Annotated in this window: 20 protein-coding genes; 7 read left to right on the top strand and 13 right to left on the bottom strand. The window is 75.6% G+C overall.

Annotated elements, in window-relative coordinates; translation table 11 throughout:
* Positions 1-38: 38 nt before the first annotated feature.
* From ACGFMM_RS30530 to ACGFMM_RS30510, 5 genes are all read right to left on the bottom strand, one after another.
* Positions 39-4,847, bottom strand: coding sequence for a hypothetical protein (locus tag ACGFMM_RS30530; RefSeq protein ID WP_393649706.1), 4,809 nt, complete (start codon positions 4,845-4,847; stop codon positions 39-41).
* Between the two features lie 46 nt (positions 4,848-4,893).
* On the bottom strand, positions 4,894-5,793 hold the full coding sequence (locus ACGFMM_RS30525) for a hypothetical protein (protein WP_393649705.1): 900 nt from the start codon (positions 5,791-5,793) through the stop codon (positions 4,894-4,896).
* On the bottom strand, positions 5,790-6,215 hold the full coding sequence (locus ACGFMM_RS30520) for a hypothetical protein (protein WP_393649704.1): 426 nt from the start codon (positions 6,213-6,215) through the stop codon (positions 5,790-5,792). Before ACGFMM_RS30520 ends, ACGFMM_RS30525 begins: the two co-directional genes overlap by 4 nt.
* Complete coding sequence (locus ACGFMM_RS30515; protein ID WP_393649703.1) at positions 6,212-7,756, bottom strand: hypothetical protein; 1,545 nt, start codon at positions 7,754-7,756, stop codon at positions 6,212-6,214. The genes ACGFMM_RS30520 and ACGFMM_RS30515 overlap by 4 nt, the downstream gene beginning before the upstream one ends.
* A 108-nt stretch (positions 7,757-7,864) precedes the next feature.
* Positions 7,865-8,641, bottom strand: a complete 777-nt coding sequence (locus ACGFMM_RS30510; RefSeq protein ID WP_393649702.1) for a GntR family transcriptional regulator — start codon at positions 8,639-8,641, stop codon at positions 7,865-7,867.
* Positions 8,642-8,786: 145 nt separating this feature from the next.
* Here ACGFMM_RS30510 and ACGFMM_RS30505 point away from each other — a divergent pair, with 145 nt between their 5' ends.
* From ACGFMM_RS30505 to ACGFMM_RS30495, 3 genes are read left to right on the top strand one after another with little or no spacing between them, the layout of a single operon-like run.
* Positions 8,787-9,551 carry a LamB/YcsF family protein gene (locus ACGFMM_RS30505; protein ID WP_393649701.1) on the top strand — a complete coding sequence of 255 codons (765 nt, stop codon included), beginning with the start codon at positions 8,787-8,789 and terminating at the stop codon, positions 9,549-9,551.
* A complete protein-coding gene (locus tag ACGFMM_RS30500; protein WP_393649700.1) occupies positions 9,548-10,165 on the top strand; it encodes an allophanate hydrolase subunit 1 in 618 nt (205 codons plus the stop codon). Before ACGFMM_RS30505 ends, ACGFMM_RS30500 begins: the two co-directional genes overlap by 4 nt.
* Positions 10,162-11,025 (top strand): biotin-dependent carboxyltransferase family protein, encoded by an 864-nt coding sequence (locus ACGFMM_RS30495; protein WP_393649699.1) that lies wholly within the window; start codon positions 10,162-10,164, stop codon positions 11,023-11,025. Before ACGFMM_RS30500 ends, ACGFMM_RS30495 begins: the two co-directional genes overlap by 4 nt.
* 11 nt (positions 11,026-11,036) lie before the next feature.
* Here the strand turns inward: ACGFMM_RS30495 and ACGFMM_RS30490 are convergent, their stop codons facing one another.
* From ACGFMM_RS30490 to ACGFMM_RS30460, 7 genes are all read right to left on the bottom strand, one after another.
* Positions 11,037-11,540: a hypothetical protein gene (locus ACGFMM_RS30490; protein WP_393649698.1), complete on the bottom strand. Its 504-nt coding sequence runs from the start codon at positions 11,538-11,540 to the stop codon at positions 11,037-11,039.
* 142 nt (positions 11,541-11,682) lie between these two features.
* Positions 11,683-15,306: a hydantoinase B/oxoprolinase family protein gene (locus tag ACGFMM_RS30485; protein ID WP_393649697.1), complete on the bottom strand. Its 3,624-nt coding sequence runs from the start codon at positions 15,304-15,306 to the stop codon at positions 11,683-11,685.
* A complete protein-coding gene (locus ACGFMM_RS30480) occupies positions 15,303-16,436 on the bottom strand; it encodes a GDSL-type esterase/lipase family protein (protein WP_393649696.1) in 1,134 nt (377 codons plus the stop codon). The genes ACGFMM_RS30485 and ACGFMM_RS30480 overlap by 4 nt, the downstream gene beginning before the upstream one ends.
* On the bottom strand, positions 16,433-17,560 hold the full coding sequence (locus ACGFMM_RS30475) for a glycosyltransferase (protein ID WP_393649726.1): 1,128 nt from the start codon (positions 17,558-17,560) through the stop codon (positions 16,433-16,435). The genes ACGFMM_RS30480 and ACGFMM_RS30475 overlap by 4 nt, the downstream gene beginning before the upstream one ends.
* Before the next feature lie 143 nt (positions 17,561-17,703).
* On the bottom strand, positions 17,704-18,837 hold the full coding sequence (locus tag ACGFMM_RS30470) for a glycosyltransferase family 4 protein (protein WP_393649695.1): 1,134 nt from the start codon (positions 18,835-18,837) through the stop codon (positions 17,704-17,706).
* Positions 18,838-19,016: 179 nt separating this feature from the next.
* Positions 19,017-20,432 (bottom strand): HEAT repeat domain-containing protein, encoded by a 1,416-nt coding sequence (locus ACGFMM_RS30465; RefSeq protein WP_393649694.1) that lies wholly within the window; start codon positions 20,430-20,432, stop codon positions 19,017-19,019.
* A gap of 229 nt (positions 20,433-20,661) precedes the next feature.
* Positions 20,662-21,072 (bottom strand): ankyrin repeat domain-containing protein, encoded by a 411-nt coding sequence (locus ACGFMM_RS30460; protein WP_393649693.1) that lies wholly within the window; start codon positions 21,070-21,072, stop codon positions 20,662-20,664.
* A 279-nt stretch (positions 21,073-21,351) separates the two neighbouring features.
* On the opposite strand from ACGFMM_RS30460, the gene ACGFMM_RS30455 reads away from it, so the two are divergent.
* Entirely contained in the window at positions 21,352-21,546 is a 195-nt protein-coding gene (locus tag ACGFMM_RS30455) for a hypothetical protein (protein ID WP_393649692.1), read from the top strand.
* Positions 21,547-21,589: 43 nt separating this feature from the next.
* On the top strand, positions 21,590-23,179 hold the full coding sequence (locus tag ACGFMM_RS30450; RefSeq protein ID WP_393649691.1) for a hypothetical protein: 1,590 nt from the start codon (positions 21,590-21,592) through the stop codon (positions 23,177-23,179).
* Positions 23,180-23,228: 49 nt separating this feature from the next.
* Here ACGFMM_RS30450 and ACGFMM_RS30445 read toward each other — a convergent pair whose 3' ends face one another.
* Entirely contained in the window at positions 23,229-24,728 is a 1,500-nt protein-coding gene (locus ACGFMM_RS30445) for a PLP-dependent aminotransferase family protein (protein ID WP_393649690.1), read from the bottom strand.
* A gap of 103 nt (positions 24,729-24,831) precedes the next feature.
* Here ACGFMM_RS30445 and ACGFMM_RS30440 point away from each other — a divergent pair, with 103 nt between their 5' ends.
* The gene (locus ACGFMM_RS30440; RefSeq protein ID WP_393649689.1) at positions 24,832-25,500 is read left to right on the top strand and encodes a YitT family protein; all 669 of its coding nucleotides are present in this window, start codon (positions 24,832-24,834) and stop codon (positions 25,498-25,500) included.
* Complete coding sequence (locus ACGFMM_RS30435) at positions 25,497-26,261, top strand: glycerophosphodiester phosphodiesterase (RefSeq protein ID WP_393649688.1); 765 nt, start codon at positions 25,497-25,499, stop codon at positions 26,259-26,261. Before ACGFMM_RS30440 ends, ACGFMM_RS30435 begins: the two co-directional genes overlap by 4 nt.
* Positions 26,262-26,270 lie beyond the last annotated feature (9 nt).

Raw genomic sequence — 26,270 nt, 5'->3', positions numbered from 1 at the left:
TGTCAGGGGCGCCGGGGCCGTCGTCGTACGGGGGGCGGCTAGGCGTCCGCCGGCTCCTGCTCCACGGCCTGGGCCGGCGGCTGGTCCGGGGTGCGGCGGAACATGCGGGTCGCCGTGATCTCGCCGTGGACCGCCTCGCCCTCCGCGCTCGGCTGCGGCAGACCGGGGCGCAGATGCTCCTCCACGCTGATGTACTTCAGTCCCGCCCGCAGGTCCGCGTCGTTCCGCAGCCGGATGACCAGCGGGAACTCCGCGAGCGCGGTGGTGTCGAACAGGCCCGTGGTGTACAGGAGCTGGACGCCGAGCGCGTCCGACACGGCCCGCTGGAGCTCCAGCAGATACGTGGCGTTGGCGCGGCCGATGGGGTTGTCGAGGAACAGCGTGCCCGCGTGCCGGTGCTTGTCGCGGCCCCGGTCGTTGGAGCGCAGCGCGGCCATCGTGCAGTACAGCGCGATCGCGGCCGTGAGCAGCTGGCCGCCGGAGAAGACATCGCCCATCTGCCCGACCGGCACCCGCTCCGCGCGCAGCACCGCGTCCGGCTTGAGGATCTCGACGGCTACGCCGCGCGGTTCGAGGGCCGCCTGGACACCGCGCAGCAGCAGGGACATGCCGTCCCTGCGCAGGTCGGAGTTCTTCCTGACGGCGGCGCGGGTGGCCTCGTCGACGACCTCGCCGAGCCGGTCGGTGAGCGTGGCCTGGTCCGGCTCCTCGAACCTTATGCGCAGGAACTCCTGACCCGACCACTCGCCGAGCCCCTCCGGCAGCCGGGAGAGCCGCTGCGCGGACCGGAGCGTGGTGAGCGCCGACTCCACCAGGCCGCGGAGCCGGTCGACGATCGAGTCGCGGTTGCGCTCCAGCTGCGCCAGCTCGTCGGTGAGCACGCGCAGCCGCGGGGCGAAGGCCTCCGCCCACTTGGCGGCGTGCTCGGGCAGCGCGGCGGCGGGCAGTTCGCGGATCTGCTGGCGGGCCGGGGTGCGGACCTGCTCGTACCGGGTGGAGTTGGCGTGCCGGACGAGGATGTCGCTCGCCTCGCGGACGGACGCCTCGGCGGCCGACAGATCGGCGGCGCAGCCGCGCAGCGAGCGTCGGGCCTCGGCGGCGGCCCGGCGGGCCTCCTCCAGATGGCCGGGGTACGGCTCCGGCTGCTCCTGGTCGTCGTCGGTGTGCTCGCGCAGCAGGTCGCGCAGGAGCGCGGCGGTCTCGTCGAAACCGCCCGCCGCGTCCTCGGCGGCCCGATGCGAGTGGAGCAGGTGGGTGTGCGCGGTGCGCGCGGCCTCCAGGGCGTCGGTGCGGGCGGCGAGTTCGGCGGTCGCGCCGCGGAGCAGGGTCTGCGCCTGCTCGGCGTCGGCGGGCACGCGGTCCTCGGGCAGCTCGGTGTGCGCCGCGCCGTCCTCGGGGGCCAGGCGCTCGGCCTCGCCGCGCAGCCGGCCCAGCTTCTCGCTGGCCTCGGACGCCCGGGACTCCAGCATCTGCACCAGGGCCTCGGCGCGGGCGGCGGCGGCCTGGCGGGACGGGCCGTCGGCGCCGTCGGTGGACTCCAGGAGCTGCTCGGCGCGGGTGCGGACCTTGTTGGTCAGCCGGTCCAGCTCGGCGAGGGCGGCGGACTCGTCGCTCTCGGCCCGGGCCTGCTCGGCGCGCAGGTCCGCGCCGACGCCGACCTTCTCGTACAGCTGCGAGGCCGCGCGGTACGCCTCGCGGAGGGTCGGCAGCGCGACCCGCGGGGCGTCGGGGTCGGCCTCCGGGATGGTCTCGGGCGCGCCGGCGATCTCCGCGCGCTCGGCGCGCAGGGCGCGGGCGGTGCGGTGGGCGTCGTCGGCGGCGCGCTGGGCGGCGCGGCGGTCCTCGTCGGCGGCGCGGGCCCGTTCCAGGCAGGTCTGCGCGCGGGCCTCGGACTCGGCGGCGTCGTCGGCGAGTTCGCGGGCGCGGGCCTGCCAGGAGGAGCGCTCGCGCAGCCGGAACGCCAGGCCCGCGAGGGCGTCGGCGGCGCGGCGGGCCCGCTGGGCCGCCTCCTGCCGCTCGTCGCGCACGCGGCCCGCGTCGGTGGCGGCCTCCTCCGCCTCGGCCCGTACGGTACGGGCGTCCGCCAGCGCGGCGACCGCGGCCTCGGCGGCCGTGCGCGCGGCCGCGGCGGCGGCCCGGAGCTCGGCGAGCATGCCGGGCGGGCAGTCCGCGCGCCAGGAGCCGATCCGGGCGGCCAGCGCGCGGTCGCCGGCGAGCCGGGCTGCCAGGGCGCGGATCTCTTCGTCGCGGCGGGCGGCCCGCTCGCGCAGCGCCTGGCGTTCCTCGTCGGCGGCGTGCTCGTCGTGCATGGCCGGGTTCGGCGGCACGAGGAACACGTCGGAGTCGGCGCCCCCGGCCGCGGGGACCGGCGCGAGCAGCGCGGCGGCGGTGCCGACGGCCACGGTCGAGCGCGGCAGCAGCGCGGCGCCCGCCAGCACCTCGCGGGCGCGGGCGTACGAGACGGGGTCGGTGATCACGACGCCGTCGACCAGCTCGGGGCGGGCGGCGAGGACGCGGGCGTGGTCGACGGGGTCGACGGCCTGCGCGAGGTAGCGCCAGCCGGGCAGTGCGGGGATGCCGTGCTCGCCGAGGAACTCGACGGCCGCCAGCACATCCGGTCCCGGCGGCAGCAGCCCGCCGTCGCCGAGCGCACCGAGGATCCGGGCGTCGTCGGCGGCCGCGGTCCGCAGGTCGAAGAGGCTGCGCTCGGCGGAGGCGATGGACTGGTCGAGCAGGGCGCGGAGTTCGTCCGCGTACCGGTCGAACTCCTCGACGGTGAGGGGGCCGTCGAGGGGCCGGGCCACGTCGCGGGGAGCGGTGGCGGGCGCGGCGGCGCGGGAGTCGGCGGGGGCTTCGGCGACGGTGGCGTGCACGGCGCCGACGGGACCGCCGGAAGGGAGTGCGCCCGCGCCGGAGCCGGCCTCGCCCGCGGGGGCGGGCACGGCCTCGTCGGCCGGGCCGTCCGCCGCTCCCCCGCGCTGCCCCGGCAGGGCGGGCGCGGCCGACGGGAGGCTGAGGAGTTCGGCGAGGCGGTCGTCGGCGGCGATGGACTCGGCGGCGCGGCGTTCCGCCTCGTACGCGGACTCGGCGGCGGAGGCGGCGTCCTGCGCGCGAGCCGCGGCGAGTTCGGCGCGGGTCTCCGCGGCGGCGGTCTCGCGGGCGCGGTCGGCGGCCGTCCGGGCGGCCTCGCGGGCCGCGTCCCAGGCCGCGACCGTCGTCTTCTCCGCGTCGCTCGCCGCGAGCGCGGCGCGGGCCGGGTCGGCGTCCGGGGCGGTGTCGTCGAGCCAGCCTGCCCGTACCGCCTCCGCCGTCTCCTGCTCGACCTCGGCGAGCCGCTGCCGCAGGTGCTGCGCCTCGCTGCGGGCCCGCTGGGCCTCGGTCGCGGCGGTGGTGGCGTCGCGGTGCGCGGTCTCGCCGGCCTCCTGGAGCGCGGCGGAGCGCTCCTCCTCCTCGGCCGCGTGCCGCTCGCCCTCCCCGGCGGCGGCGTGCAGCGCCCGTACGAGATCGGCGGCGGCCTTGGCGCGGGCGGCGAGCGCCGGGGCGGCGTCCCGCTCGGCCTCCTGGATCGCGGCGGCGACGCGCGCCGAGCGGTCGGCGGCGGCGCGGTGCCGCAGCACGGCCTCGGCGGCCTGCCAGGCGGAGTGCAGCGTCCGGGCGTCGATCAGCTCACGGCGCTGGGACGCCGCGCTCTTCTCCGCGGCGGTCAACGCCAGCGAGGCGTGCCGGTAGGCGAGTTCGGACGCGATGAGCGAGCTGCTGCCGCGCGCCCCCTCGGCCTCGGAGACGGCGTGCGCGGCGGCCGTGACCTGCTGGGCGAGGTCGGCGGCGCGGGCGCGTTCCTCGGCGGCGCGGGCGGAGAGCCGGCGGGCGAGGGTGCGGGTGCGGCGCTCCGCGCCCGCGTGGATGTCTCGGGCGCGGCCCCGGGTGTCGGCGGCCTCGACGATGCGGCCGAGGAGGTCGACGGAGCCGGCGGTGAAGTCGCGTTCGGCGGTGAGCTCGGCGCGGCGGCCGAGCTTGTTGCCGAAGCCGCCGACGAGGTCGGCGAGGCCGTCGGTGTCGCGGGTGTCGGTGACCGCGCGCAGCAGCAGGTCGGTGAAGTCGGAGTCCTTCTTGACCGCGAAGAGGCCGGCCGCCTCGCCCTCGTCCGCGTTCATCTCCCGCTGGTAGCGGAAGAGTTCGGGGTCGAGGCCGAGGTCGCCGAGGTGCTCGTTCCAGCGGTCGTGGATCTCCTCCCAGTACACCTCCAGGTGCGGGTACGCCTTGCCCGCCTCCGTGATCGCGTCGCGGAAGCCCTTCATGGTGCGGCGGCGGCCCTGCGCGCCGGAGGCGCCCTCGGCGGACGGGCGGACGGCGGTGGACTCGGCGACGGGGAGGTTGTCGAGGCTGAGGCCGGGGCCGGGGCGGAAGGAGTACCAGGCCTCGGCGAACTTCCGCGGGTCGTTGGAGACCTGGCGGCCGCGCCATTCGCTGGCCTTGCCGACGACGATCAGCTCGCCGGTGAGGGTGTGCTGCCACTCCAGGGCGACGTGGCCGCAGTCGTCGGCGAGCAGGAACTTGCGGAGCACGCCGGAACTCGCGCCGCCGAGGGTGTTGCGGTGGCCCGGCAGCATGACCGAGAAGATCAGCTTGAGCAGGACGGACTTGCCGCCGCCGTTCTCCAGGAAGAGGACGCCCGCGGGCGCGGGGCGGCGCGGCGGGCCGACCGGCTCCTCCTCGAAGAACTCCGCCTGGGTGGGGGCGGGGTTGGGCACGGGCTCGCCGACTCCGCGCAGGTCCAGGACGGTGTCGGCGTAGCGCGCACCGGCGGGACCGATGGAGTAGAGGCGGACCCGGGACAACTCGTACATGGCGAACTCTCGTCGGCTGGTTCGGTGCGGTGGTGACGCGGGGCGGTTACGTGTGGAAGGGCAGGCCGGCGTCGGCGACCAGCTCCAGGTCGTCGCCGTCCGGCGGCGGCAGGAGCGTGGCGGAGCCGTCGGTGACGGGGACGACGCCGAGCTCGAGCAGCTCGGCCATGGCGGCGGTGCCGGCCATGTCGCGGACCTGGAGCTGGTAGCGGGCGGTGGTGCGGTACGCGCCGCCCGCGTCGTCGCCGGTGCGCTGGAGGAAGCCGGAGTCGGTGAGGAAGGCGACCGCCTTGCCGACGATGCCGGTGGTGGAGCCGGCGAGGCGGCGGGCGTCCTTGGTCGCGCCGGTCGCGCTGCGGCGGGCGTAGATCCGCCAGGCGGCCTCCAGGCCGGGGGCGTCGGAGGCGGGGTCGGTGATCTCCCCCTGTTCCTCGGCGCGCTCCTCGAGGCGGCGGCAGGCCTGCCGTACGAAGGCGTCGACGCCGTTGACGGTGAGGCGGCCGATGTACGCGTCGTCGGCGAGGTCCTCGGGGCGGGGGAACGCCATGGCGGCGACGGCGAGATGGGCGAGGCCGTGCAGGAAGCGGTCGGCGGAGTCGGTGTTGGCGCGGCGGGCGTAGTCGCCCATGCGGACGGCGAAGACGGAGTCCTCGCCGGCGGTGACGGCCATGCCGGCGCGTGGCGAGACCTCCAGGACGACGAGGCCGAGGCCGGTGGCGACGGCGTCGGCGAGGCGCGCGAAGGCGGGGTCCTCGCGGTAGCGGCGGAGCAGCTCGGCGTACTCGGCGTCCCGGGCGGGCAGCAGCTTGGGCTGCAGGCCGAAGGAGACGAGCCGCGCCGCGTCGGCGGCGTCGGCGGGCGTGACGCCGCCGCTCGGCGCGGGCGCGGCGGGCGCGGTCTCGGGCTCGCTCCACGCGGCGGCGTGCTCGGCGTGGTGGTCGCTCACGGCTGGGACTCCTCGGCGGAAACGGACGGACGTGGGGTCTTGAGCGGCAGCTCGACGGGCTGCACGGCGGGCAGATCGGGCGGCGGCAGGTCGACGGGCGCGGCGTCGACGAGCCGCACCCCCCGCACGTACGGCCGAGGTGCGGGCGCGGCAGGCGCCCCGACGTCCACCCGGACGATGCGCGCCCGCCGCACCGCGGGTGCGGACGGCTCCCCTGCGGGGTCGTCGTCGCGGGGGTGCGGCGGTGCCGCGGCGTCGCCGTCCTGCGCGTCGGCGACGTCACCGCCGAGCCGCGCAGCCGGCGCCTCGCCGCCCGTCCGCGCGGCCGGCAGCGTCCGCGCGGCCGGCAGCGTCGGCGGGGCCGGATCGATCTGTTCCCGGTGTTCCGTCGTCTGTCCGCTGGTCTGTTCCGTGGTCGTCATGCGGACTCCGTGCGGTCCGCGGCCATGCCGGCGGCGTCGAGGAGGGCGGTGCCGACGATGAGGTCCGCGCCGCCGAATTCGGGGTCGTCGAGCCGGGTGCCGTCGTCGACGGCGAAGAGGAGGCGTTCCTCGCCCTGGCGGTACGCGGTGCCGACCGGGGGGCTCGCCGCGTGGACGGCGAGGAGGGCGACCAGGTACGGCAGGTCGGGGTCGCGGCGCCGGGCGTCGGCGAGCAGGCCGGAGAGACGGCGCGGGGCGTCGTGCTCCAGGTCGAGCAGCTCCATCGCGCTCGCGAGCTGCTCCTCGCTGAAGCGGCTGTCGTCGGGCGTGGCGATCAGGTCCGGCTCGGGCATCTCCGCGCCCAGGTGTTCCCGCTCGACCGGCGGGGTCAGCAGCAGCTCGACCAGGTCACCGACCCGTACCGACACGGGGGTGCGCAGCCCCGTCCCGCGGGCGAAGAACGCGTCGGTGACGCGCGTCGCCTGCTCGACCGGCAGCGGCAGCAGCGGCGCGACGAGCTGCCCGTACAGGTCGATGCCCGCGTACGCCGTCGGTGTCGCGAACGCCTGCCGGTCCTGCTCGGCGCGGAACAGCGGCCCGGCCTCGAGCAGCCGGGACTGCAGCTGGGTGTGGCGGCGGATGCAGTCCTTCACTATGTCGACGAGCTCGGCGGCGCGCCGCTTGTGCTCGGCCGCCTTCGCGTCGGAGGTGGTCTCCGCCTCGTCCCGGACCTTGCGGATGTTCGTGAGGATCGCGTTCTCGTGGCGGTACCGGTCGGCCACGTGGTCGAGCGCCTCCGCGATCATGTCCGGCACCGCGTTGAGCCAGTCCACGGCGCGCACGTTCCGCCGGGTCGCCTCCAGCGTCCGGCGCAGGGTCTCCGCGTACTGGACCGTGCGGTACCGCGCCTGCTCGGCGGCGAGCTGTGCGTCCGCGAGGCGGCCCCGGCTGATCAGGACCTCGAGCTTGACCTCGGCGGCGATCTGCGCGCTGGTGACGTCCGTGTCCAGCGCGCCGACGAGGACGTTGACGGCCTCGTCCGTGGTGCGGAGGTAGACCCCGCCGCCGTAGCCGGGGACCTCCTCGATGAGCTTGAAGTCGTAGTCCCGCCGGACGTACACGCCGTCCGGCCCGAAGGTGCCGTAGACGGCGCGGAAGCCGCGGTCGACGCTGCCGACGTTGATCAGGTTCTCCAGGACCCAGCGGGCCACCCGTTCGTGCTCGGCGGCGGGCCGCCGCGGGGCCTGCGCGGCGACGCGCGGCAGCAGCCGGGCGACGATCTGCTCGTGGTCCGCGCCCGTGTCGAAGTCCATGTTGAGCGTGACGAGGTCGATCGCGGCGAGCGCGACCTCCGCCATGGCGTACACCGAGTACTCGCCGGCCAGGTTCGCCTTGCGCGCGTCCAGGTCGTGCAGCGGGGCGGTGCACGCGAGCGCGCGCAGCCGCCGCGCCAGCCCTTCGTCGGCGGCCGGTCCCTGCGCGGGTCGCGGCCCCGCGCTGAGCTGGGGCGGAACGAGGTCCGTCGAGGCAGGCGATGTCACGGTGCACAGATTAGGTCCTCGCAGTGACAACGGTCGAAACGGCGCAGATACGACCGGCCGCGTCCCGCTCGCCCCAACGCCCCTGCGGGGCCCCGGACGTGACCGGGGTCACGCCCCGCCGGGCTCGGTTCCGGCTCCGGCCGCGTCCACCGAGCGGGCGTAGACCTCGACCAGGCGGTCCCGGGAGTCGTCCAGGTAGCGGGCCAGCAGCCGTTCCGCCGCCGTGCGCTCCCCGTCCCCAAGCGCGTCCAGAATCTCCCGGTTTCGTACGAGATAGGGCTCGTGCAGCGCGCGAGGGTCGGCCACGACGTGGAAGGCGAGCCGGAGTTCGGCGAGGACGCCGCGCATCAGCTCGTCGGTCCGGGCGCTGCCGGCCAGGGCGACGAGCTCGCGGTGGAAGCGGATGTTGGCGGTGGCGACGCCCGTCCAGTCGCCGGCGCGGGCGGCCCGCTCGCCCTCCGCGACCGCGGCGGCCGGCCCGTCGAGCGCGTACGGCGGCCGTCCCAGGCCACGCACCACGGCGCATTCGACGAGGCGGCGGGTGCGGTGGATGTCCTCGACGTCCTCCACCGCCAGGACCCGGACGAACACGCCCCGGTTGAGCTCGTGGACCAGCAGCCGCTCGTGCGTGAGCAGCCGGAACGCCTCCCGCAGGGTGTTGCGGGAGACCCCGAGCGCGCCGCCGATGCTCTCCTCGGAGAGCCGCGCGCCGGGCGGGAAGAAACCCTCGGCGATCCGGGTGCGCAGGATGTCGGCGACCCGTTCCGCCGTACTCGTGCGCCCGAGCAGCGCCCGGTCGCCGGCCAGCTCACCGGCCCACGCGTCGGCCCGTCCGTCAGCACGTCCGTCGGCCCTTCCCTCGGCCCGTCCGTCACTTCCCGCCACTGCGCCTGCCTCCCCGTCTCTCGTGCGGCGTCGAGTCAACCGCAGAAACCAGGACCCGACAACACGCATCTTGTCGGATTGTTGAACAATCCCCTACGGTGACGGCACCGTACGGTCCCCCTCCCCGCACAGGAGACACGCCACCATGACCTGGGTCTCGATCGACCTCAACGCCGACCTCGGCGAGGGTTTCGGCCGCTGGCGGCTCACCGAGGACGAGCAGCTGCTGTCCGTCGTCACCAGCGCCAACGTGGCCTGCGGCTTCCACGCCGGGGACGCGGTCACCATGCGCCGGGTCTGCGCGCAGGCGGCCGAGCGCGGGGTGCGGATCGGCGCGCAGGTCTCGTACCGCGACCTGGCCGGCTTCGGCCGGCGGGCGATGGACGTCCCGGCGGACGAGCTGGCTGCGGAGGTCGCGTACCAGATCGGCGCGCTGGAGGTGTTCGCCCGGGCGGCCGGGACGCGCGTCTCGTACGTGAAGCCGCACGGCGCGCTCTACAACCGGGTGGTGCGCGACGAGGAGCAGGCGCGGGCGGTCGTGGACGGGGTACTGCTGAGCGGCGAGCGGCTGCCGCTGCTCGGACTGCCCGGCTCCGTGCTGCACGCGGTCGCGGAGCAGGCCGGACTCCCCGTGGTCGCCGAGGCGTTCGGGGACCGGGCGTACACGGCGGACGGCGTCCTCGTGCCCCGGGGACAGGAGGGCGCGGTCGTCACCGATCCGGCGCAGGTCGTCGAACGGTCCGTGTCCATGGCCCGGTTCGGCGTGGTCACCTCGCACTGCGGGCGGTCCGTGCCGGTGCGGGCCCGGTCGCTGTGCCTGCACGGCGACACCCCCGGCGCGGTGGCGCTCGCCCGGCAGGTCCGTACGCGGCTGGAGGCCGCCGGGGTCCGGGTGGAGGCGTTCGTATGAGGACGCGTCCGGTCGGCGACCACGGCCTGCTGGTCGAGCTGGACGACGGGGCGCAGGTGCGGGCGCTGCACGCCGAGCTGCTGCGGCGGCGGGCGGCGGGCACGCTGCCGGCCGTACGGGAGCTCGTGCCCGCGGCCCGGACCGTGCTGCTCGACGGCCTGGCCGAGCCGCGCCGGCTGGCGGCCGAACTGCCCTTCTGGGACGTGCCGGCGCTGCCCGAACGGACCGCCGAGCCGGTGGTGGTGCCGGTCCGCTACGACGGGCCGGATCTGGCGGAGGTCGCCGCGCTGTGGGGGGTGTCGGCCGAGGCGGTGGTCCGGATCCACACGGCGGCCGAGTTCACCGTGGACTTCTGCGGCTTCACGCCCGGCTTCGGGTATCTGACCGGGCTCGGCGCGCGGTACGACGTGCCGCGGCGCGCCACCCCGCGTACCTCCGTGCCCGCGGGCTCGGTCGCGCTGGCGGGGCCGTACACCGGGGTGTACCCGCGGTCCTCGCCGGGCGGCTGGCAGCTCGTCGGCCGCACGGACGCGGTGCTGTGGGACCCGGCGCGGGAGCCCGCCGCGCTGCTGACCCCCGGCACGCCGGTGCGGTTCACGGAGGCCGTCCGATGACGGACCGCGCGTTCGCCGTCGTACGCGCCGGGGCGCTGACGACCGTGCAGGACCAGGGGCGGCCCGGGCACGCGCATCTCGGGGTCCCGCGGTCGGGCGCGCTCGACCCCGGGGCGGCGCGGCTGGTCAACCGGCTCGTCGGCAACCCGGACGGGGCCGCGGTCCTGGAGACCACGGTCACGGGGTGCGCGGTGCGGCCGCGCTGCGACGTGACGGTGGCGGTGGGCGGTGCGCCGTGCCCGGTCACCGTCGACGGCCGGCCGGCGGCCTGGGGCGCGGCGGTGCGGGTGCCGGCCGGGGCCGTCCTGGAGGTGGGCGCGGCGGTGCGGGGGCTGCGGTCGTACGTGGGGTTCGGCGGCGGGGTCGCCGTGGAGCCCGTGCTGGGCAGCCGGTCCGCCGACCTGCTGTCCGGGCTCGGCCCGGCGCCGCTGACGGACGGCGCCGTGCTGCCGCTGGGAGCGGCCTCGCCGGTACGGGGGCCGGTCGACGCCGTGCCGTGGCCGGGCCCGCCCGACGTGCTCGTCCTGAGGGCCCGGCTGGGGCCGCGGGAGGGGTGGTTCACGGGTGCGGCGCTACGGACGCTGGCCTCGGCGGCGTACCGCGTGTCCGCGGCGAGCAACCGGATCGGCCTGCGGACGGAGGGGCCGGCCCTGGAGCGGGAGGTTTCCGGCGAACTCCCCAGCGAAGGGATGGTGCGGGGCGCGGTCCAAGTACCGCCGGACGGCCGGCCGGTGGTGTTCCTGGCCGACCATCCGACGACGGGCGGGTATCCGGTGATCGCGGTGGTGCGGGAGGACGACCTGGCCTCGGCGTCTCAGGCCCGGCCGGGGACGCCGGTGCGGTTCGTGCCGTACGCCTGAGGCGCCGGGCGTCAGTGGAAGAGCAGGGAGGCGTCGCCGGCCGCGATCGTGACGGAGCCGGGGCAGAGGAAGAGGCCGGAGGTCTTCGCCGCGGTGAAGGCCTGGTTCAGGTACTTCCGGGTGTCGCCGTCGCGGTTCCACTGCACACCGGTCGCCTTGTAGCGGCAGGAGATGCCGCTCATCTTGACGGTGATGTCGATGGCATCGGCGGTCGCACGGCCGGCGGCGTCGTCGAAGGTGGCGGCCGGGTTGTTGTTGAGGGTGGCGGTGATGCCTCCGGTGCAGCTCAGGTTGCCGCCGGGCGTGTTGATGCTCGTGCGGTCGATGGTCAGCGCGGTGGGCGGGTTGGCGCTGGTGCGGGCGTTGCTCCAGGTGCAGGTGTTGCCCGCGACCACGATGACGCCGTCGACCTGCTGCGTGGCGGCGGGTCCTGCGGCGGTGGCCGCCGTGGCCGCCGCGGCGGTGGCGGTGATGATCAGGGCGGTGACGCACGAGAGCTTGGACAGCTGCTTCATGGTGCTCCTCCTGTCACGTGCTTGTGGGGGTGAGAGGTGCGTGACGGAAGGTCCCACAAGGATGTTGAATTGTCGTGCCCACGTCAAATGATTGGCCGAATGCCGTATCCGGCCGGCACGGTGAGGGGACGCGGCGAGTCGGTCAGCGCGCCACCGGCGCGCAGCCTCCGCCCTCCCCGTCCAGAGGGCCGAACCCCCCTCCACCCGGCGTCCTGACGACCAGGACGTCGTCCGGTCCCACGTCCACCGTGGCCACTCCGTCCAGCCGCTGCACCCTGCCGTCGGCGCGGACGACCTCGTTCTCGCCCAGGCCGCCGGGGGCGCCGCCCTTCATCCCGTACGGCGGTACCCGCCGGTGGCCGGACAGGAGAGCCACGGTCATGGGCTCCAGGAAGCGGAGGCGGCGGGTCACGCCTTCGCCGCCGTGCCACCTGCCCCGGCCGCCGCTGCCGTGGCGTACCTCGAAGGCGTCGACGCGGACCGGGTAGCGCCACTCAAGGATCTCGGGATCGGTGAGCCGGGAGTTGGTCATGTGGGTCTGGACGGCGTCCGCGCCGTCGAAGCCGTCACCCGCGCCGGAGCCGCTCGCCACCGTCTCGTAGTACTGCACGCGGTCGTTGCCGAAGGTCAGGTTGTTCATCGTGCCGGAGCCCTCAGCCTGCACGCCCAGAGCCGCGTACAGCGCGCCGGTCACCGCCTGCGAGGTCTCCACGTTGCCGGCGACGGTGGCCGCCGGGTACGCGGGGGCCAGCATGGAGCCGTCGGGGACCCGGACCTCCAGGGGCTCCAGGCAGCCGCTGTTCAGCGGGATGTCGTCGTCCACGAGGGTCCGGAAGACGTACAGGACCGCCGCCGTCACCACCGACTTGGGCGCGTTGAAGTTGCCGGGCTGCTGCTCCGACGTGCCCGTGAAGTCCAGTACCGCGCGGCGGCGTTCGCGGTCGACGCGGACGGCGACCTCGATCACCGCGCCGCCGTCGGTCTCGTACCGGTACGCGCCGTCCCGCAGCCTCGCGACGATGCGCCGCACCGATTCCGCCGCGTTGTCGCGGACGTGCCGCATGTACGCCCGGACGACGTCGAGCCCGAACTGGTCGACCGTCTTGCCGAGTTCCTCGATGCCCTTCTCGTTCGCGGCGATCTGGGCGCGCAGGTCGGCGAGGTTGGTGTCGGGGTCGCGGGAGGGGTGGGCGGCTCCGGTGAGCAGGGCGCGGGTCTCCGCCTCGCGGAGCCGGCCGTCGCGGACGAGCAGCCAGTTGTCGAAGAGGACGCCCTCCTCGTGGACGGTGCGGCTGAAGGCCGGCATGGAGCCGGGGGTGATGCCGCCGATCTCGGCGTGGTGACCGCGGGAGGCGACGAGGAAGCGCAGGTCGCCGCCGTCGGGGCCGAAGACCGGGGTGACGACGGTGACGTCGGGCAGGTGGGTGCCGCCGTGGTACGGGTCGTTGACCGCGTACACGTCGCCGGGGCGCAGGTCGCCGGCGCGGCGGTGCAGCACTTCCTTGATGGACTCGCCCATGGAGCCGAGGTGGACGGGGATGTGGGGGGCGTTGGCGATCAGGTTGCCGTCGGCGTCGAAGAGCGCGCAGGAGAAGTCGAGCCGTTCCTTGATGTTGACGGAGTGGGCGGTGTTCTCCAGGCGCACGCCCATCTGCTCGGCGATCGCCATGAAGAGGTTGTTGAAGACCTCCAGCATCACCGGGTCCACGTCGGTGCCCACGGCCACCCGGGACGGTCGGGGCGTGGCACGGGTGAGTTGCAGATGGCCCTGTTCGGTGGCCGTGGCCTGCCAGCCGGGGTCGACGACGGTGGTGGCGTCGGCCTCGGCGACGATCGCGGGTCCCGCGACGGTGTCGCCGGGCCGCAGGTCCTCGCGGCGGTGCAGCGGGGTGTCGCGGGGCTCGCCGTCGCTGTGCATGGTGACGGTGGCGTACGGGGCGAGGGGGCCGGGGCGCTGCGAACGGTCGACGGCCACCGGTTCGTGCGGACCCGCGGCCCCCGTCGCCTCGACCTGGACGGCTTCGACGACGAGCGGTTTGTCCATGGTGAAGGCGTACCGGGCACGGTGAACGGCGGCGAACTCCCCGGCCATCGCATCGACGGGGCCCAGCGGTACGGGCAGGCTCGCGTCGGTGCCCGCGTACCGCAGCAGGACACGGGCCCGGGTGCTGATCGCCGCGTCGGGGAGGCCGTCGGCGCGGAGTTCGGCGCGGGTGCGGCTCGCGAGGTCGGCGCAGAGTTCCTCGATGCGGGCGGGGGTGGCGGCGTCGTCGAGCCGGGCCTCGACGGACTGCTCGCGCAGGGCGGTGGCGTCGGCGAGGCCGATCCCGTACGCGGAGAGGACGCCGGCGAGCGGCGGGACGAGGACGGTGTCGATGCCGAGGGCGTCGGCGACGGCGCAGGCGTGCTGGCCGCCGGCGCCGCCGAAGCTGGTGAGGGCGTAGAGGGTGACGTCGTGGCCGCGCTGGACGGAGATCTTCTTCACGGCGTTCGCCATGTTGAGGACGGCGATCTCCAGGAAGCCGGCGGCGACCTCCTCGGGCGTGCGGCCGCCGCCGACCTCCTCGGCGAGGGCGGTGAACTTCTCCCGTACGACGCCGGCGTCGAGCGGCCGGTCGCCGTCGGGCCCGAACACGGCCGGGAAGTGGGCGGGTTGGACGCGGCCGAGCATCACGTTGGCGTCGGTGACGGTGAGCGGGCCGCCGCGGCGGTAGCAGGCGGGTCCGGGGACGGCGCCGGCGGAGTCGGGCCCGACGCGGTAGCGGCGGCCGTCGTAGTGGAGGACGGAGCCGCCGCCGGCGGCGACGGTGTGGATGCTCATCATGGGGGCGCGCATGCGGACGCCGGCGACCTGGGTGCCGAGTTCGCGCTCGAACTCGCCCGCGTAGTGGGACACGTCGGTGGACGTGCCGCCCATGTCGAAGCCGATGACGCGGTCGTGGCCGGCCTGGTGGGAGGTACGGGCCATGCCGACGACGCCGCCGGCCGGGCCGGACAGGACGGCGTCCTTGCCGCGGAAGTGGGCGGCCTCGCGCAGTCCGCCGTTGGACTGCATGAACATCAGCCGGATGCCGCGCAGTTCGGCGGCGACCTCCTCGACGTAGCGGCGCAGGATCGGGGAGAGGTAGGCGTCGACGACGGTGGTGTCGCCGCGGGGCACCAGCTTGATCAGCGGACTGACCTCGTGGGAGCAGCTGACCTGCGGGAAGCCGGCGGCGCGGGCGAGGGCGGCGACGCGGGCCTCGTGCGCGGGGTGGCGGTAGCCGTGCAGCAGGACGACGGCGGCGCTGCGGTAGCCGTCGGCGTGGGCGGTGCCCAGGGCGGCGGCGACGGCGTCCTCGTCGAGGGGGCGGACGAGGCGGCCGTGGGCGTCGACGCGTTCGGGGACCTCGACGACCCGCTCGTACACCGCCTCGGGGAGCACGATGTGACGGTCGAACAGGCGGGGCCGGTTCTGGTAGGCGATGCGGAGGGCGTCGCGGAAGCCCTCGGTGACGAGGAGCACGGTGGGCTCGCCGCGGCGTTCGAGGAGCGCGTTGGTGGCGACGGTGGTGCCCATCTTGACGACGTCGATCCGGTCGGCCGGTACGGGGTCGTCCGGGCCGAGGCCGAGGAGCAGGCGGATGCCGGCGACGGCGGCGTCCTGCCGGCGCGCGGGGTCGTGCGAGAGCAGTTTGCGGGTGACGAGACGGCCGTCGGGGCGGCGGCCCACGACGTCGGTGAAGGTGCCGCCGCGGTCGATCCAGAACTCCCAGCGTCCGGTCATTCCCCCATTCTGGCGCGGGGGACGTCGAGCGACACGGCCGCGAGGGCGGCGGACAGGGCGTTCTCGGCGCGGCGGTCGAGCCGGGCGCCGGTGCCCTGCGCCCAGTGGCGGAGCTCGCCCCCGGCGAGGAACACCAGCTGGGGCAGCAGGTCGTTGCAGCGGCGCAGGACCCAGCCGGTGCCGGAGGTGGCGAGCCAGAGCAGCACGTCGCGGGTGGTCGGCGGGGGCTGCTGGGGTTCGCGGGAGGGCGGCGCGCCGTGGGCCAGGCCCTCGGCGGCGAGCAGGGAGTGGAACCTGGCGGCGATGGCGCGGTGGCCGCGCTCGCCGGGGTGCAGCCGGTCGGCGCTCCACAGGGTGCGGTCGCTGGTCCAGACGGGGTCGGCGAGGTGGAGGTGGAGGGTGCGGTGGCGGGCGGCGAGGGCGTGGACGACGGTGTTGACGGCCCGCTGGCGGCGGGCCAGCGGCCGGGCGAGCGGCGCGGGCAGAGCGAGCATCCGGCCGGGGTCGGGCAGGCAGGCGGTGAGCAGGACGGAACCGGCGGCGGCGAGGTCGCCGCAGGCGCGGTCGAGGTTGCGGGCGAGGCGTCCGATGTCGAAGGTGCGGCGCAGAGTGTCGTTGACGCCGACGACGACGGAGGCAACGTGCGGCCGGAAGGCGACGGCGCGCGGCGTCTGGTCGTCGGCGACGTCCTGGCTGAGGGCCCCGCTGACGGCGAAGTTCCGGAAGTCGACGGGGTGGTCGGCGTCCCCGAGCTGCTCGGCGAGCAGCGTGCCCCACCCGCGCCAGCGCCCCTCGACACGGTCGCCGACCCCTTCGCTGAGGGAGTCCCCGAGCACGGCGAACCGGAGGACGGCGGGCGCGGCGGGCCCGCTGCCCCGCCCCTGATCCGGTCCGTACGGCTCCGGCTCCCGCCCCTCGTCGGGCGGCCCCGCCGGCCCGGGCAGCCGCGGCGGCTCGGGGCTGTCGGGGCGCGCGGGCGGCCGCGAGGGACCGGAGGGGCGTCGGGCGGGGGCATGGGGGGTGACGGGGGCTTGGGGCGCTTCGAGTCCTTCGAGTGCTTCGAGTGCTTCGGTGCAGGGGGTCGGGGCGGGGGCGGGCTGGGGCAGCGGGGGCGGGGTGCTGAGGGTCATCTCGGGGCTGCCTCGGGGGTGAGGGCGTCGTGGGCGCGGAGGAAGGCCGTGGTGGAGCGCTGCCAGGAGAACAGCTCGGCGCGGGCACGGGCGCGGGCCCGGCGTACCGGCTCCGGCTCGGCCAGCAGGGTGCGGACGGCGGCGGCGAACGCGGCGGGGTCGTCGGCGGCCGACGCGCCCGCCGGGCCCAGGACCTCGGGGAGCGCGGACGACGCGCTCGCCACCACGGGCGTGCCGCAGGCCAGCGCCTCCAGGGCGGAGAGCCCGAACGTCTCGGCGGGTCCGGGGGCGAGGCAGACGTCCGCGGAGGCCTGGAGTCCGGCGAGCGCCTCACGGTCGGCGACGTGCCCGAGGAACCGCACCGGCAGCCCTCGTGCCCGCCGTTCGAGCCCTTCCCGCAGCGGCCCCTCGCCGGCCACCACCAGCGCCGCGCTCACGCCGGCGGCGCGCAGTTCGGCGAGCGCGTCGATCGCGGTGCCGGGCCGCTTCTCCACCGACAGCCGCGAGCAGAGCAGCAGCAGGACCCGCTCGCCCTCGGTGTACCGGGCGCGCACCGCCGCGCTGTGCCGGTCGGGGCGGCAGCGCTCCAGGTCCACGCCGAGCGGCGCGCGGACGACGTTGCGGGCGCCGATGCGGGCGAATTCCCGCTCCGCCCACTCTGTCGTGCAGACGATCCGCGAGTAGGCCCAGGCGCTGCGCCGGTTGAGCCGGTCGGCGACGCGCGTGGCTGCCGCCTTCGGCACGCCCCAGGTGCGCAGAACGCCGTCGGCGGTCTCGTGGGAGACCATCACGGACGGGACGCGGGCGCGGCGCGCCCACTCCCCCGTCCAGCGGAGCGTGGTGCGGTCGTTGACCTCCAGGCGGTCCGGGGCGAGCTCCTCCAGGAGCCGCTGGACGCGGCCGCGGTCGGAGAGCACCCGGTAGCCGCCGGTGCCGGGCAGGACGGCGCCGGGGAGGGTGATGACCCGCCCCTGCTCGGTGACCCGGTCGTCGGCCTCCGTGCCGGGCACGATCAGCACCGGTTCGTGCCCGGCGGCGAGGTACCCGCGCCCGAGCCGGTCGAGCGCGGTGCGCAGCCCGCCGGAGGTGGGCGTGACGAAGTTGGCCACGCGCACGATCCGCAACCCGCCGGAGGCGTCGGGCCCGGCAGCCGGTTCCGCCGCGCCCGATTCCGGCGCGCCCGGCGCCGGCGCGTACTGCTCCGGCACGGTCGGCGCGTCGTCCCGGAGACCGACGACCGCCCGCGCTCCCGCCGTCCGCGCCCCCTTCACGCCGCCACCGCCGTGCGTCGGGCCTCCAGGACCTCGGTGTAGTGGCCGAGCAGCTGGTCCCCGATCGCCTCCCAGGTGCGCTGTTCGACGGCCGCGCGGGCGGCCCGGCCGTAGACGGCGCGCAGGTCCGGGGAGGCGGCCAGGGTCGCCAGGGCCGAGCTCAGCGCGGGGCCGTCGTTCGGGGGGACCAGGAAGCCGGTGGTGCGGTGGTCGACGAGGTCGAGCGGGCCGCCGGCGGCGGGGGCGACCACGGGGACGCCGCTCGCCATGGCCTCCTGCACGGTCTGGCAGAACGTCTCGTACGGGCCCGTGTGCGCGAACACGTCGAGCGAGGCGAAGATCCGGGCCAGCTCGTCGCCGGTCCGCCGGCCCAGGAACACCGCGCCGGGCAGCGCCGTCCGCAGCCCGGGCTCGCTGGGCCCGTCGCCCACCACCACGACCCGCAGCCCGGGCAGCCGGCACGCCCCGGCCAGCAGCTCGACCCGCTTCTCGGGCGCGAGCCGGCCCACGTACCCGACCAGCACCTCGCCCCCGGGCGCGAGGTCCCGGCGCAGCGCCTCGTCGCGCAGTTCGGGGCGGAAGCGCACGGTGTCGACACCGCGCTGCCACAGCCGTACCCGCGGCACGCCGTGCTCCGCCAGGTCCCGCACCGCCGCGCTGGACGGGGCGAGGGTCCGGTCGGCGGCGGCGTGCACGGTGCGCAGCCGCCGCCACGCGGTGCCCTCGCCGGCGCCGACGTAGGTGCGGGCGTACCCGGCGAGGTCGGTCTGGTAGACCGCCACGGCGGGGATGCCGAGCCGCGCCGCGGCCGTCATGCCCCGCACTCCGAGCACGAACGGGCTGGCGAGGTGCACCAGGTCGGCGCGGTGCGCGGCGATCGCGGACGCCACCCGGCGGCTCGGCAGCGCGACTCTGACCTGCGGGTATCCGGGCAGCGGGAGGGACGGGACGCGGACCACCGGACAGGGTGCGGCGGCGTCCGCAGCTTCGGCCGCGCCGTGGGGCGCGGCGGGGGCTATGACGAGGGGGTCGTGGCCGCGCCGGACGAGGTGCCGGGCGGTCTGCAGGGCGCAATGCGCCACACCGTTGACGTCGGGGGGAAAGGATTCGGTGACGATGACGACACGCATACCCGTGTTGTCGTCGCGTCCGGGGTTCCCCCGCCAACGTGGATCTTTCTCCCCGTCGAACGTCCCATGAGCGTTTCCCCCGGGGCGCGTGGGGGCGGTCGCCGGGGGCGCGGGCCAGGAGCACATTCGGCGTCACCCGCCCCGCACCCCGTACACGCCGGGGGCGGGCGGGCGGCGGCCTAGACCTGCAGGTCGGGGCCTATGCGGTTGCGTACCGCGGTCTGGACCTCGGCCTCCTCGGCCGGGTCGGCGGCGAGCCGGCGCAATCGCTCGGCCACCCGGACGTCGCCGGTCTCGGCGTGCTGGGCGGCCAGCTCGCGGGTCGTCTCCTCGCAGTCCCACAGGCACTCGACGGCGAAGCCGGTCGCGTACGTGGGGTCGGTCGCGGCGAGCGCGCGGGCGGTGCGGCCGCGCAGCTCGGACGAGGAGGTCTCGCGGTAGACGTGGCGCAGGACGGGCGCGGCGCAGCCGATGCCGAGCCGGCCGGCGCCGTCGACGAGGGCGTACAGGGCGGTCGCGTCGGGGCCCTCGGAGCGGACGGTGCGCCGCAGCGCGCCGAGCACGAGCGGGGCGTCCTGGGGCGCGCCCCGGTCGGCGAGCACGGCGGCGGCGGACGCGCCGAGCGCGTCGGGCCGCTGCACCCAGCCGCGGGCGCGGTCGACGGCGGCTTCGCCGCACATCCGCTCGAAGGCGCTGACGGCGGTGTCCGAGACGATCCGGGAGGGGTCGGTCGTCGCGGTCTCGATCAGGTCGAGCACGGCCGGGTCACGCGCTTCGGCGAGGTAGTGCAGGGCGGCGCAGCGCGCCCCGTCGGGTCCGCTGCGGGCGGCCTCGACGATGGCGGGCCGGTCCTCGGGTCCGGCGACGGCCTTCAGGCAGCGGGCGGCGGGGCCGTGCAGCTCCGTTCCGCGCTCCAGGCCCTGCTGGGCCCAGTCGAGGACGGCCTGGACGCTCCAGCCGGGGCGGGGCCCGGTGGGCCGCATCTGCCGCTGCCAGCGGTCGAAGGAGCCGCGTTCCCCGGCGGCGCGCACGCGGGCACCGACGCGTTCGCGCGGGTCCTCGGCCCACAGCCGCCAGGGCCGGGGCTCGAAGGCGTCGCGGACGGCGGCGGCCAGGGCGGCGTCGCCCTCGGCGTCGGCGGGGAACCGGGCGAGGACGGGCTCGGCGAGGGTGCGCAGGCCGGCGTCGTCGTCGCGCAGGGCCAGCTCGTCGAGCGCCCAGGCCCAGTTCGCACCGGTCGCCGCGTAGCGCCGGAGCAGGAGGAGGGCGTCCCGGCGGCCGTAGGCGGCGAGGTGTCCCAGGACGGAGAGCGCGAGCCCGGTCCGGGAGTCCTCGGTGTCGAACACGTCCTCGGCCCCGAACAGGTGCGCCTCGATCGCGTCGAGGCCGCCGTGCAGGTCGAGGTACAGGCGTGCGTAGTAGAGGGAGCGGTTCTCGACGCGCCAGTCCTGGCGGGGGTCGAGGAGCACGCAGTGGTTGAGGGCGGCCAGCGCTTCGGCGCGTGGCGCTGCGAGGGCGTGCAGGGTGCCGTCGCCGCGGCCTCTCTGCAGCAGACCGAGCAGTGTGCCGCTCGGCGCTATGACGGGATCGAACATGGAAGGCCTCACATCAAGCTGTCGACGCAACCGTGGAAAACCGGACAGTGGGGTTCACCTAGGCCGCGCAGCAACATGTCGGGCCGCTCGTCGTCCGTCGCTTGATGATGACCATCTTCCTCTGCCTCTCTTCGGTGGCCCCCTGTGGGCTCGTCGTCATGATGACCCAGCGGTTTCCGGACCGCACCCACATTTACGGGACCGCTCTCACCTGCTGTTCAGTACCCGTTCACCGGGATTCGAAGAGTGCCAGGAGCTCGGTCTTGGCGAACATCCGCGCGGTGTCGAGGGCGGACGGAGTCCCGGCTTCCGGATCCGCGCCGCCGGCGAGCAGGGCGCGTACGACGTCGTCGGCGCCCTTGAAGACCGCGCCGGCGAGCGGGGTCTGGCCGCGGTCGTTCGCGCGGTCGGCGTCGGCGCCGCGGGCGAGCAGCGCCTGAACGGCGGCGGTGTGGCCGTGGTAGGCGGCGAGCATGAGCAGGGTGTCGCCCCGGTCGTTGGTCAGCTCCACCGGCACGCCGGCGTCGACGTACGCGGCGAGGGCGTCGGCGTCGCCGTGACGCGCGAGGTCGAAGACCTTGCCCGCCAGCTCGACGACCTCGGGGTCGAGCGGCTCGGGGGTCTCCGGGGCGCTGCTCATGGGTGCACCTTTCACTGGGGCCGGACGAGTGAATCGACAGGGTACTGCCCGTCGTGCGACATGAGGCGGTCCGTCCACGGCAAAGATCACCCGCGGGCGGGACGCGCGTCCGGTCCTCTACCGCACCCCGGGGCTTTCGCCACCCGGAGAACGGATCCTCGTCCGCCGGTCAAGTGAAATCGCCAGCTTTTCACCCGTTTGCACCTTTTATCGCATAGATACTTCCTGTGAACCTGGAAGGACTCATGGTGACTGTCCCCTCAACCAGGAGAACCCCAAATGATCCTGTCCATCTCAGGTGTGGTGCTGCTCGGAATCATCTGCTTCCTGTTCTTCAAGAAAGACGGGATGAAGGCGTCCCACGCACTGGTCAGCGCCCTCTTCGGCTTCTTCCTCGCCGGCACGGCGATCGCGCCGAGCATCACGGCCGGCAGCCAGAGCCTGGCCAGCCTCCTGGGCGGCATCAAGTTCTGACGCCGACGCCCCACAGCCCCTTCCACAACTCCAGGAGTACGACGTGGCCCGGCGACCACTCCCCCGCATTCTGACCAGCGGCAGCGACCGGATCGCTCGCAGTCGAGAGATCGCGCGCACGGCCGCCGACAGCGCCACCGACGTGCTCCATCCGCTGATCACGGTCTCCCGCGGTCTGCGGAAGCTGGCCGCGACCGGCCGCGTCAAGTGGGCCGCGACCCCCAAGGAGCGGCGAGGTCCCACGCTGCTCATGGTCGCGGCCTGCGTCGTGGTCGTCGCGCTCATCCCGTACGGGCCGCTCCTGGCCCTGGTCACGGTGATGGGCGCGGCCGCGTGGAAGGGGCGTGAGCGCCCCGTCGTGAAGACGGGGCCCGACGAGGCGGAGCTGGCGCGGCTTCAGGGCCTGTACGAGGCGCTCGTGCCGTACTTCTCCGTGCCGGACGACCCGGCGCCGCTGTACGCCCACGGGGGCGAGTGGAGCGGCGCGTTCGGCGACCCCGCCTTCGACGACGACGGGCGGCCGGCCCGGCTGCGCATCAAGTACCCCGCGTACTTCACCGACGGCGAGCCGGCCGCGCGGGCCCGGATCGAGCAGGTGCTGCACGCCAAGTCGGGGCGCGGGCGGGAGTACCGCTTCGACTGGGACGAGGAGGGCAACCAGCTGCTCATGACCGTGCTCGCGGCCCTGCCGACCACGATCGCGGCCCAGCGGTTCGTGACGACGCCCGGGGAGACGGTGCTCGGGTTCACCGACGAGGACGCGGTGCAGCGGACGGTGCCGGTGGTCGCGGGCGACGGCGAACAGGACGCGCCCGCCGTGGTGTGGCGTACTGGGCCGCGCTCGCAGGAACCGCATCTGCTGGTCGTCGGCCAGCCGGGCGGCGGCGCGAGCTCGCTGCTGCGGTCGATCGCGCTGCAGGCGCTGCCGCACGGCGACGTGCTGATCATCGAGGGGGCGGGCACGGGCGAGTACGCCTGTCTGACCGGACGGGCCGGAGTGCTGGCGGTCGAGTGCGGGCTGGCCGGGGCGCTGGCGAGCCTGGAGTGGGCGGCGCACGAGACGGAGCGGCGGCTGGTCGCGGCGAACCGGGCGCGGCAGGCGGGTCTTCCGGCGCCGGAGGACACCAAGCGGCCGCTGTGGATCCTGCTGGACCGCCCGAGCGTCCTGTCGTACCTGGCGGCGGCCGACGACCGCACCGACCCGCAGGCCCTGCTCCAGGCCCCGCTGCGGCACGGGCGGGCGGCGCAGGTCACGGTGGTGGTGGCCGAGCAGTTCGACGGTCTGGACGCGATCGGCGAGGCGGTACGGACGCACACCCGGGCCCGCGTGGTCCTCGGCCCGGCGACCCCGGACCGCATCGAGTCCGTCCTGGGCGCGGCCCCCCACACGACCCCCACCCCGGACGTGCCCCCCGGCCGCGGCTACGCCCGCCTGGGCGCCGGCCCGGTCCTGCGCCTGCAGACCCCGGCCACGCCGGACCCGTACGACGACGCGGCCCCGGCTGCCCACCGCCAGGCGGTCACCGCCCTCCTCCCGCCGCGCTCCAGCGCCCTCAGCCCGGATCCGCTCCCGTCCCCGGAGTCGGAATCGGAGTCGACGGCGGAACACGCGATCGTCCGCGCGGAGGGCTGACGCGGGGCTCTCCCCCACCCCGCCCCTTCCGGGGCGCGGTGGGGGATTTTCACGCCACGAACGTGCGCGGGGGTTCCGCGCCGGTGGCCGCGCCGGAGGCGACCAGGCGGGCGGCTGCGGCGAGGCGGGCGGCCGCCTCCTCCGCGACCGGGCCGCCGACCGTGAAGGGCAGGCGGACATAACCCTCGAAGGCGCCGTCGACGCCGAAGCGGGGGCCGGAGGGGACCCGGACGCCGACGCGTTCGCCGACCTCCGCGAGGCGGGAGCCGGAGAGGCCGCCGGTGCGGACCCAGAGGGTCAGGCCGCCGCGCGGCACGTGGAACTCCCAGTCCGGGAGCTCCTTGCGCACCGCCGCCACCAGCGCGTCGCGGTTCTCCCGGGCCTGGGCGCGGCGCAGCGAGACCGCCTCGTCCCAGCCGCCCGTGCGCATCAGCCAGTGCACGCCCAGCTGCTCCAGGACCGGCGTGCCGAGGTCCGCGTAGGCGCGCGCGGCGACCAGTGAGCGGATCACGTCGGGCGCGGCCCGGACCCACCCGATGCGCATCCCGGCCCAGAACGCCTTGCTGGCGGAGCCGACCGTGAGCACGGTCGCCCCGGCCGGGTCGAAGGCGCAGACCGGACGCGGCATCTCCACGTCGTCGTCCAGGTACAGCTCGGTCATCGTCTCGTCGACGACGAGGACCGTGCCGGCGGACCGCGCCGCGTCGACGAGCTGCCGGCGCTGGTCCTCGTCGGCGAGCGCGCCGGTCGGGTTGTGGAAGTCGGCGACCACGTACGCGAGCCGCGGCGCCGCGTCCCGCAGCACCTGCCGCCAGCGGCTCAGGTCCCAGCCGCCGAGGCCCTCGGCCATGGCGACCGGCACGAGGCGGGCACCGGCCTCGCGCATCAGCTGGAGGATGTTCGCGTAGGAAGGGGACTCGACGGCGATCCGCTCGCCGCGCCCGGCGAACAGATGGCAGATCGCGTCGATCGCGCCCATCGCCCCGGTCGTGACCATGATCTGCTCGGGCATCGTCGGGATGCCGCGCCGCGTGTACTGGTCGGCGATCATCTGCCGGAGGACGGGAAGCCCGGCCGGGTAGTCGCCGTGCGTGTGCGCGTACGGCGCCAGCTCCTCGAGCGCGCCCTGCACGCTGCGCGTGAGCCACGGCTCGGGCGCGGGCAGCGCCGCGCAGCCGAGGTCGATCATCGAGCCCAGCGACTCCGGCGGCAGCGGTTCGAGGCCGCGGGCGGGCAGCGGGTTGCCGGCGGGCACGGCGGTCCAGCTGCCGGCCCCGCGCCGGGACTCCAGGAAGCCCTCGGCGCGCAGCGCCTCGTACGCCGCGGCGACCGTCGTCCGGCTCACGGTCAGCGCGAGCGCGAGCTCCCGCTCGGCGGGCAGCCGGGCTGCGACCGGGACCCGGCCCTCCAGGACGAGCATGCGAATGCCGTCGGCCAGCGCGCGGTAGGCGGGCGGCTTGCGGGCGCCGGGGCCCGCGGGCCGCGGCTGCTGCGCCTGGAGCTGCCGCGCCAGCTGCGCCGCACCCACCGCTGAAGTCCACTCAGCCATGGAATTCAGTCCACCTTCCTCGGATTGGCCATGGTTGGCATCTCGTCCCCCGCCACAGAGTGTCATGTGCCAGTCCACATCCACCAGACAGGGGGGCAATTCCATGTCCATCGCCTCCGGCCTCCGAGGCCGGCACCTGACCCGCCGTCTCACCCAGCTGTACGCGGGACTGGCGCTGTACGGCGTGAGCTCGGCGCTTCTCGTGCGCGGCGGGCTCGGCCTGGAGCCCTGGGGCGTGCTCCACCAGGGTCTCGCGGAGCGGACCGGTCTGACCATCGGCATCGTGTCGATCATCGTCGGCGCGGTGGTGCTGCTGCTGTGGATCCCGATCCGGCAGAAGCCCGGCCTGGGCACGGTCTCCAACGTGTTCGTGATCGGCATCGCGATGGACGCCACCCTCGCCCTGGTCCCCGACGCGCACGGCCTGCCCTCGCGGATCGCCCTGATGGTCGCCGGCATCGTCCTGAACGGCCTGGCCACCGGCCTGTACATCGCCGCCCGTTTCGGACCGGGCCCGCGGGACGGCCTGATGACCGGTCTGCACCGGCTCACCGGCCGCTCGATCCGCCTGGTGCGCACCGCGATCGAGGTGGCCGTGGTGGTCACCGGCTTCCTGCTCGGTGGCTCCCTCGGCGTCGGCACGGTGCTCTACGCGCTGAGCATCGGCCCGCTCGCGCAGTTCTTCCTCCGCTTCTTCGCCGTCCCCGAAGAGGGCGCGAGCAGCAGCGTCGTAGCCTCCGCGACACCGAAGCAGGTCATACTGCGGCCGTGACTCGCGTACGCCACCCTTACCTGGACCACCCGGCCCCGATCCCGTTCGCCCATCGCGGCGGCACGGCGGACGGCCTGGAGAACACCGCCGCCGCCTTCCGGCGCGCCACCTCGACGGGCTTCCGTTACTTCGAGACCGATGTGCACACCACCTCGGACGGGGTGCTGGTGGCCTTCCACGACAGCACCCTGGACCGGGTGACCGACACCTCGGGCCGCATCCGCGACCTGCCGTGGAGCGCGGTGCGCGAGGCGCGGGTGGCCGGCAAGGAGCCGCTGCCGCTGTTCGAGGACCTGCTCGACGAGTTCCCCGAGGCCCGCTGGAACGTGGACCTCAAGACGGAGACCGCGCTGCAGCCGCTGGTCGACCTGATCCGCCGGACCGGCGCCTGGGACCGGATCTGTGTGGGCTCCTTCGACGAGGGCCGGATCGCCCGGGCGCAGCGCCTGGCCGGACCGCGGCTCGCCACCTCGTACGGGGTGCGCGGCGTCATCGGGCTGCGGCTGCGCTCGCTGGGAATCCCGGCGGCGCTGCGCGCGGGCGCGGTGGCGGCGCAGGTGCCGGAGAGCCAGGGCGGGATCAAGGTGGTGGACCGGCGCTTCGTCCGCGAGGCCCACGCCCGCGGGCTCCAGGTTCATGTGTGGACGATCAATGATCAGGAGCGGATGAACTCTCTCCTCGACCTGGGTGTCGATGGCATCATGACCGATCATCTGGAGACGCTGCGCGACGTCCTGACCGATCGGGGCGTCTGGAGTTGAGCGCGCGTC

This window comes from Streptomyces sp. NPDC048604 (assembly GCF_043199435.1).
Lineage (GTDB): Bacteria > Actinomycetota > Actinomycetes > Streptomycetales > Streptomycetaceae > Streptomyces.
Note: the sequence above shows the minus strand (reverse complement) of the source record. Positions and strands in the feature narration are given on the sequence as shown.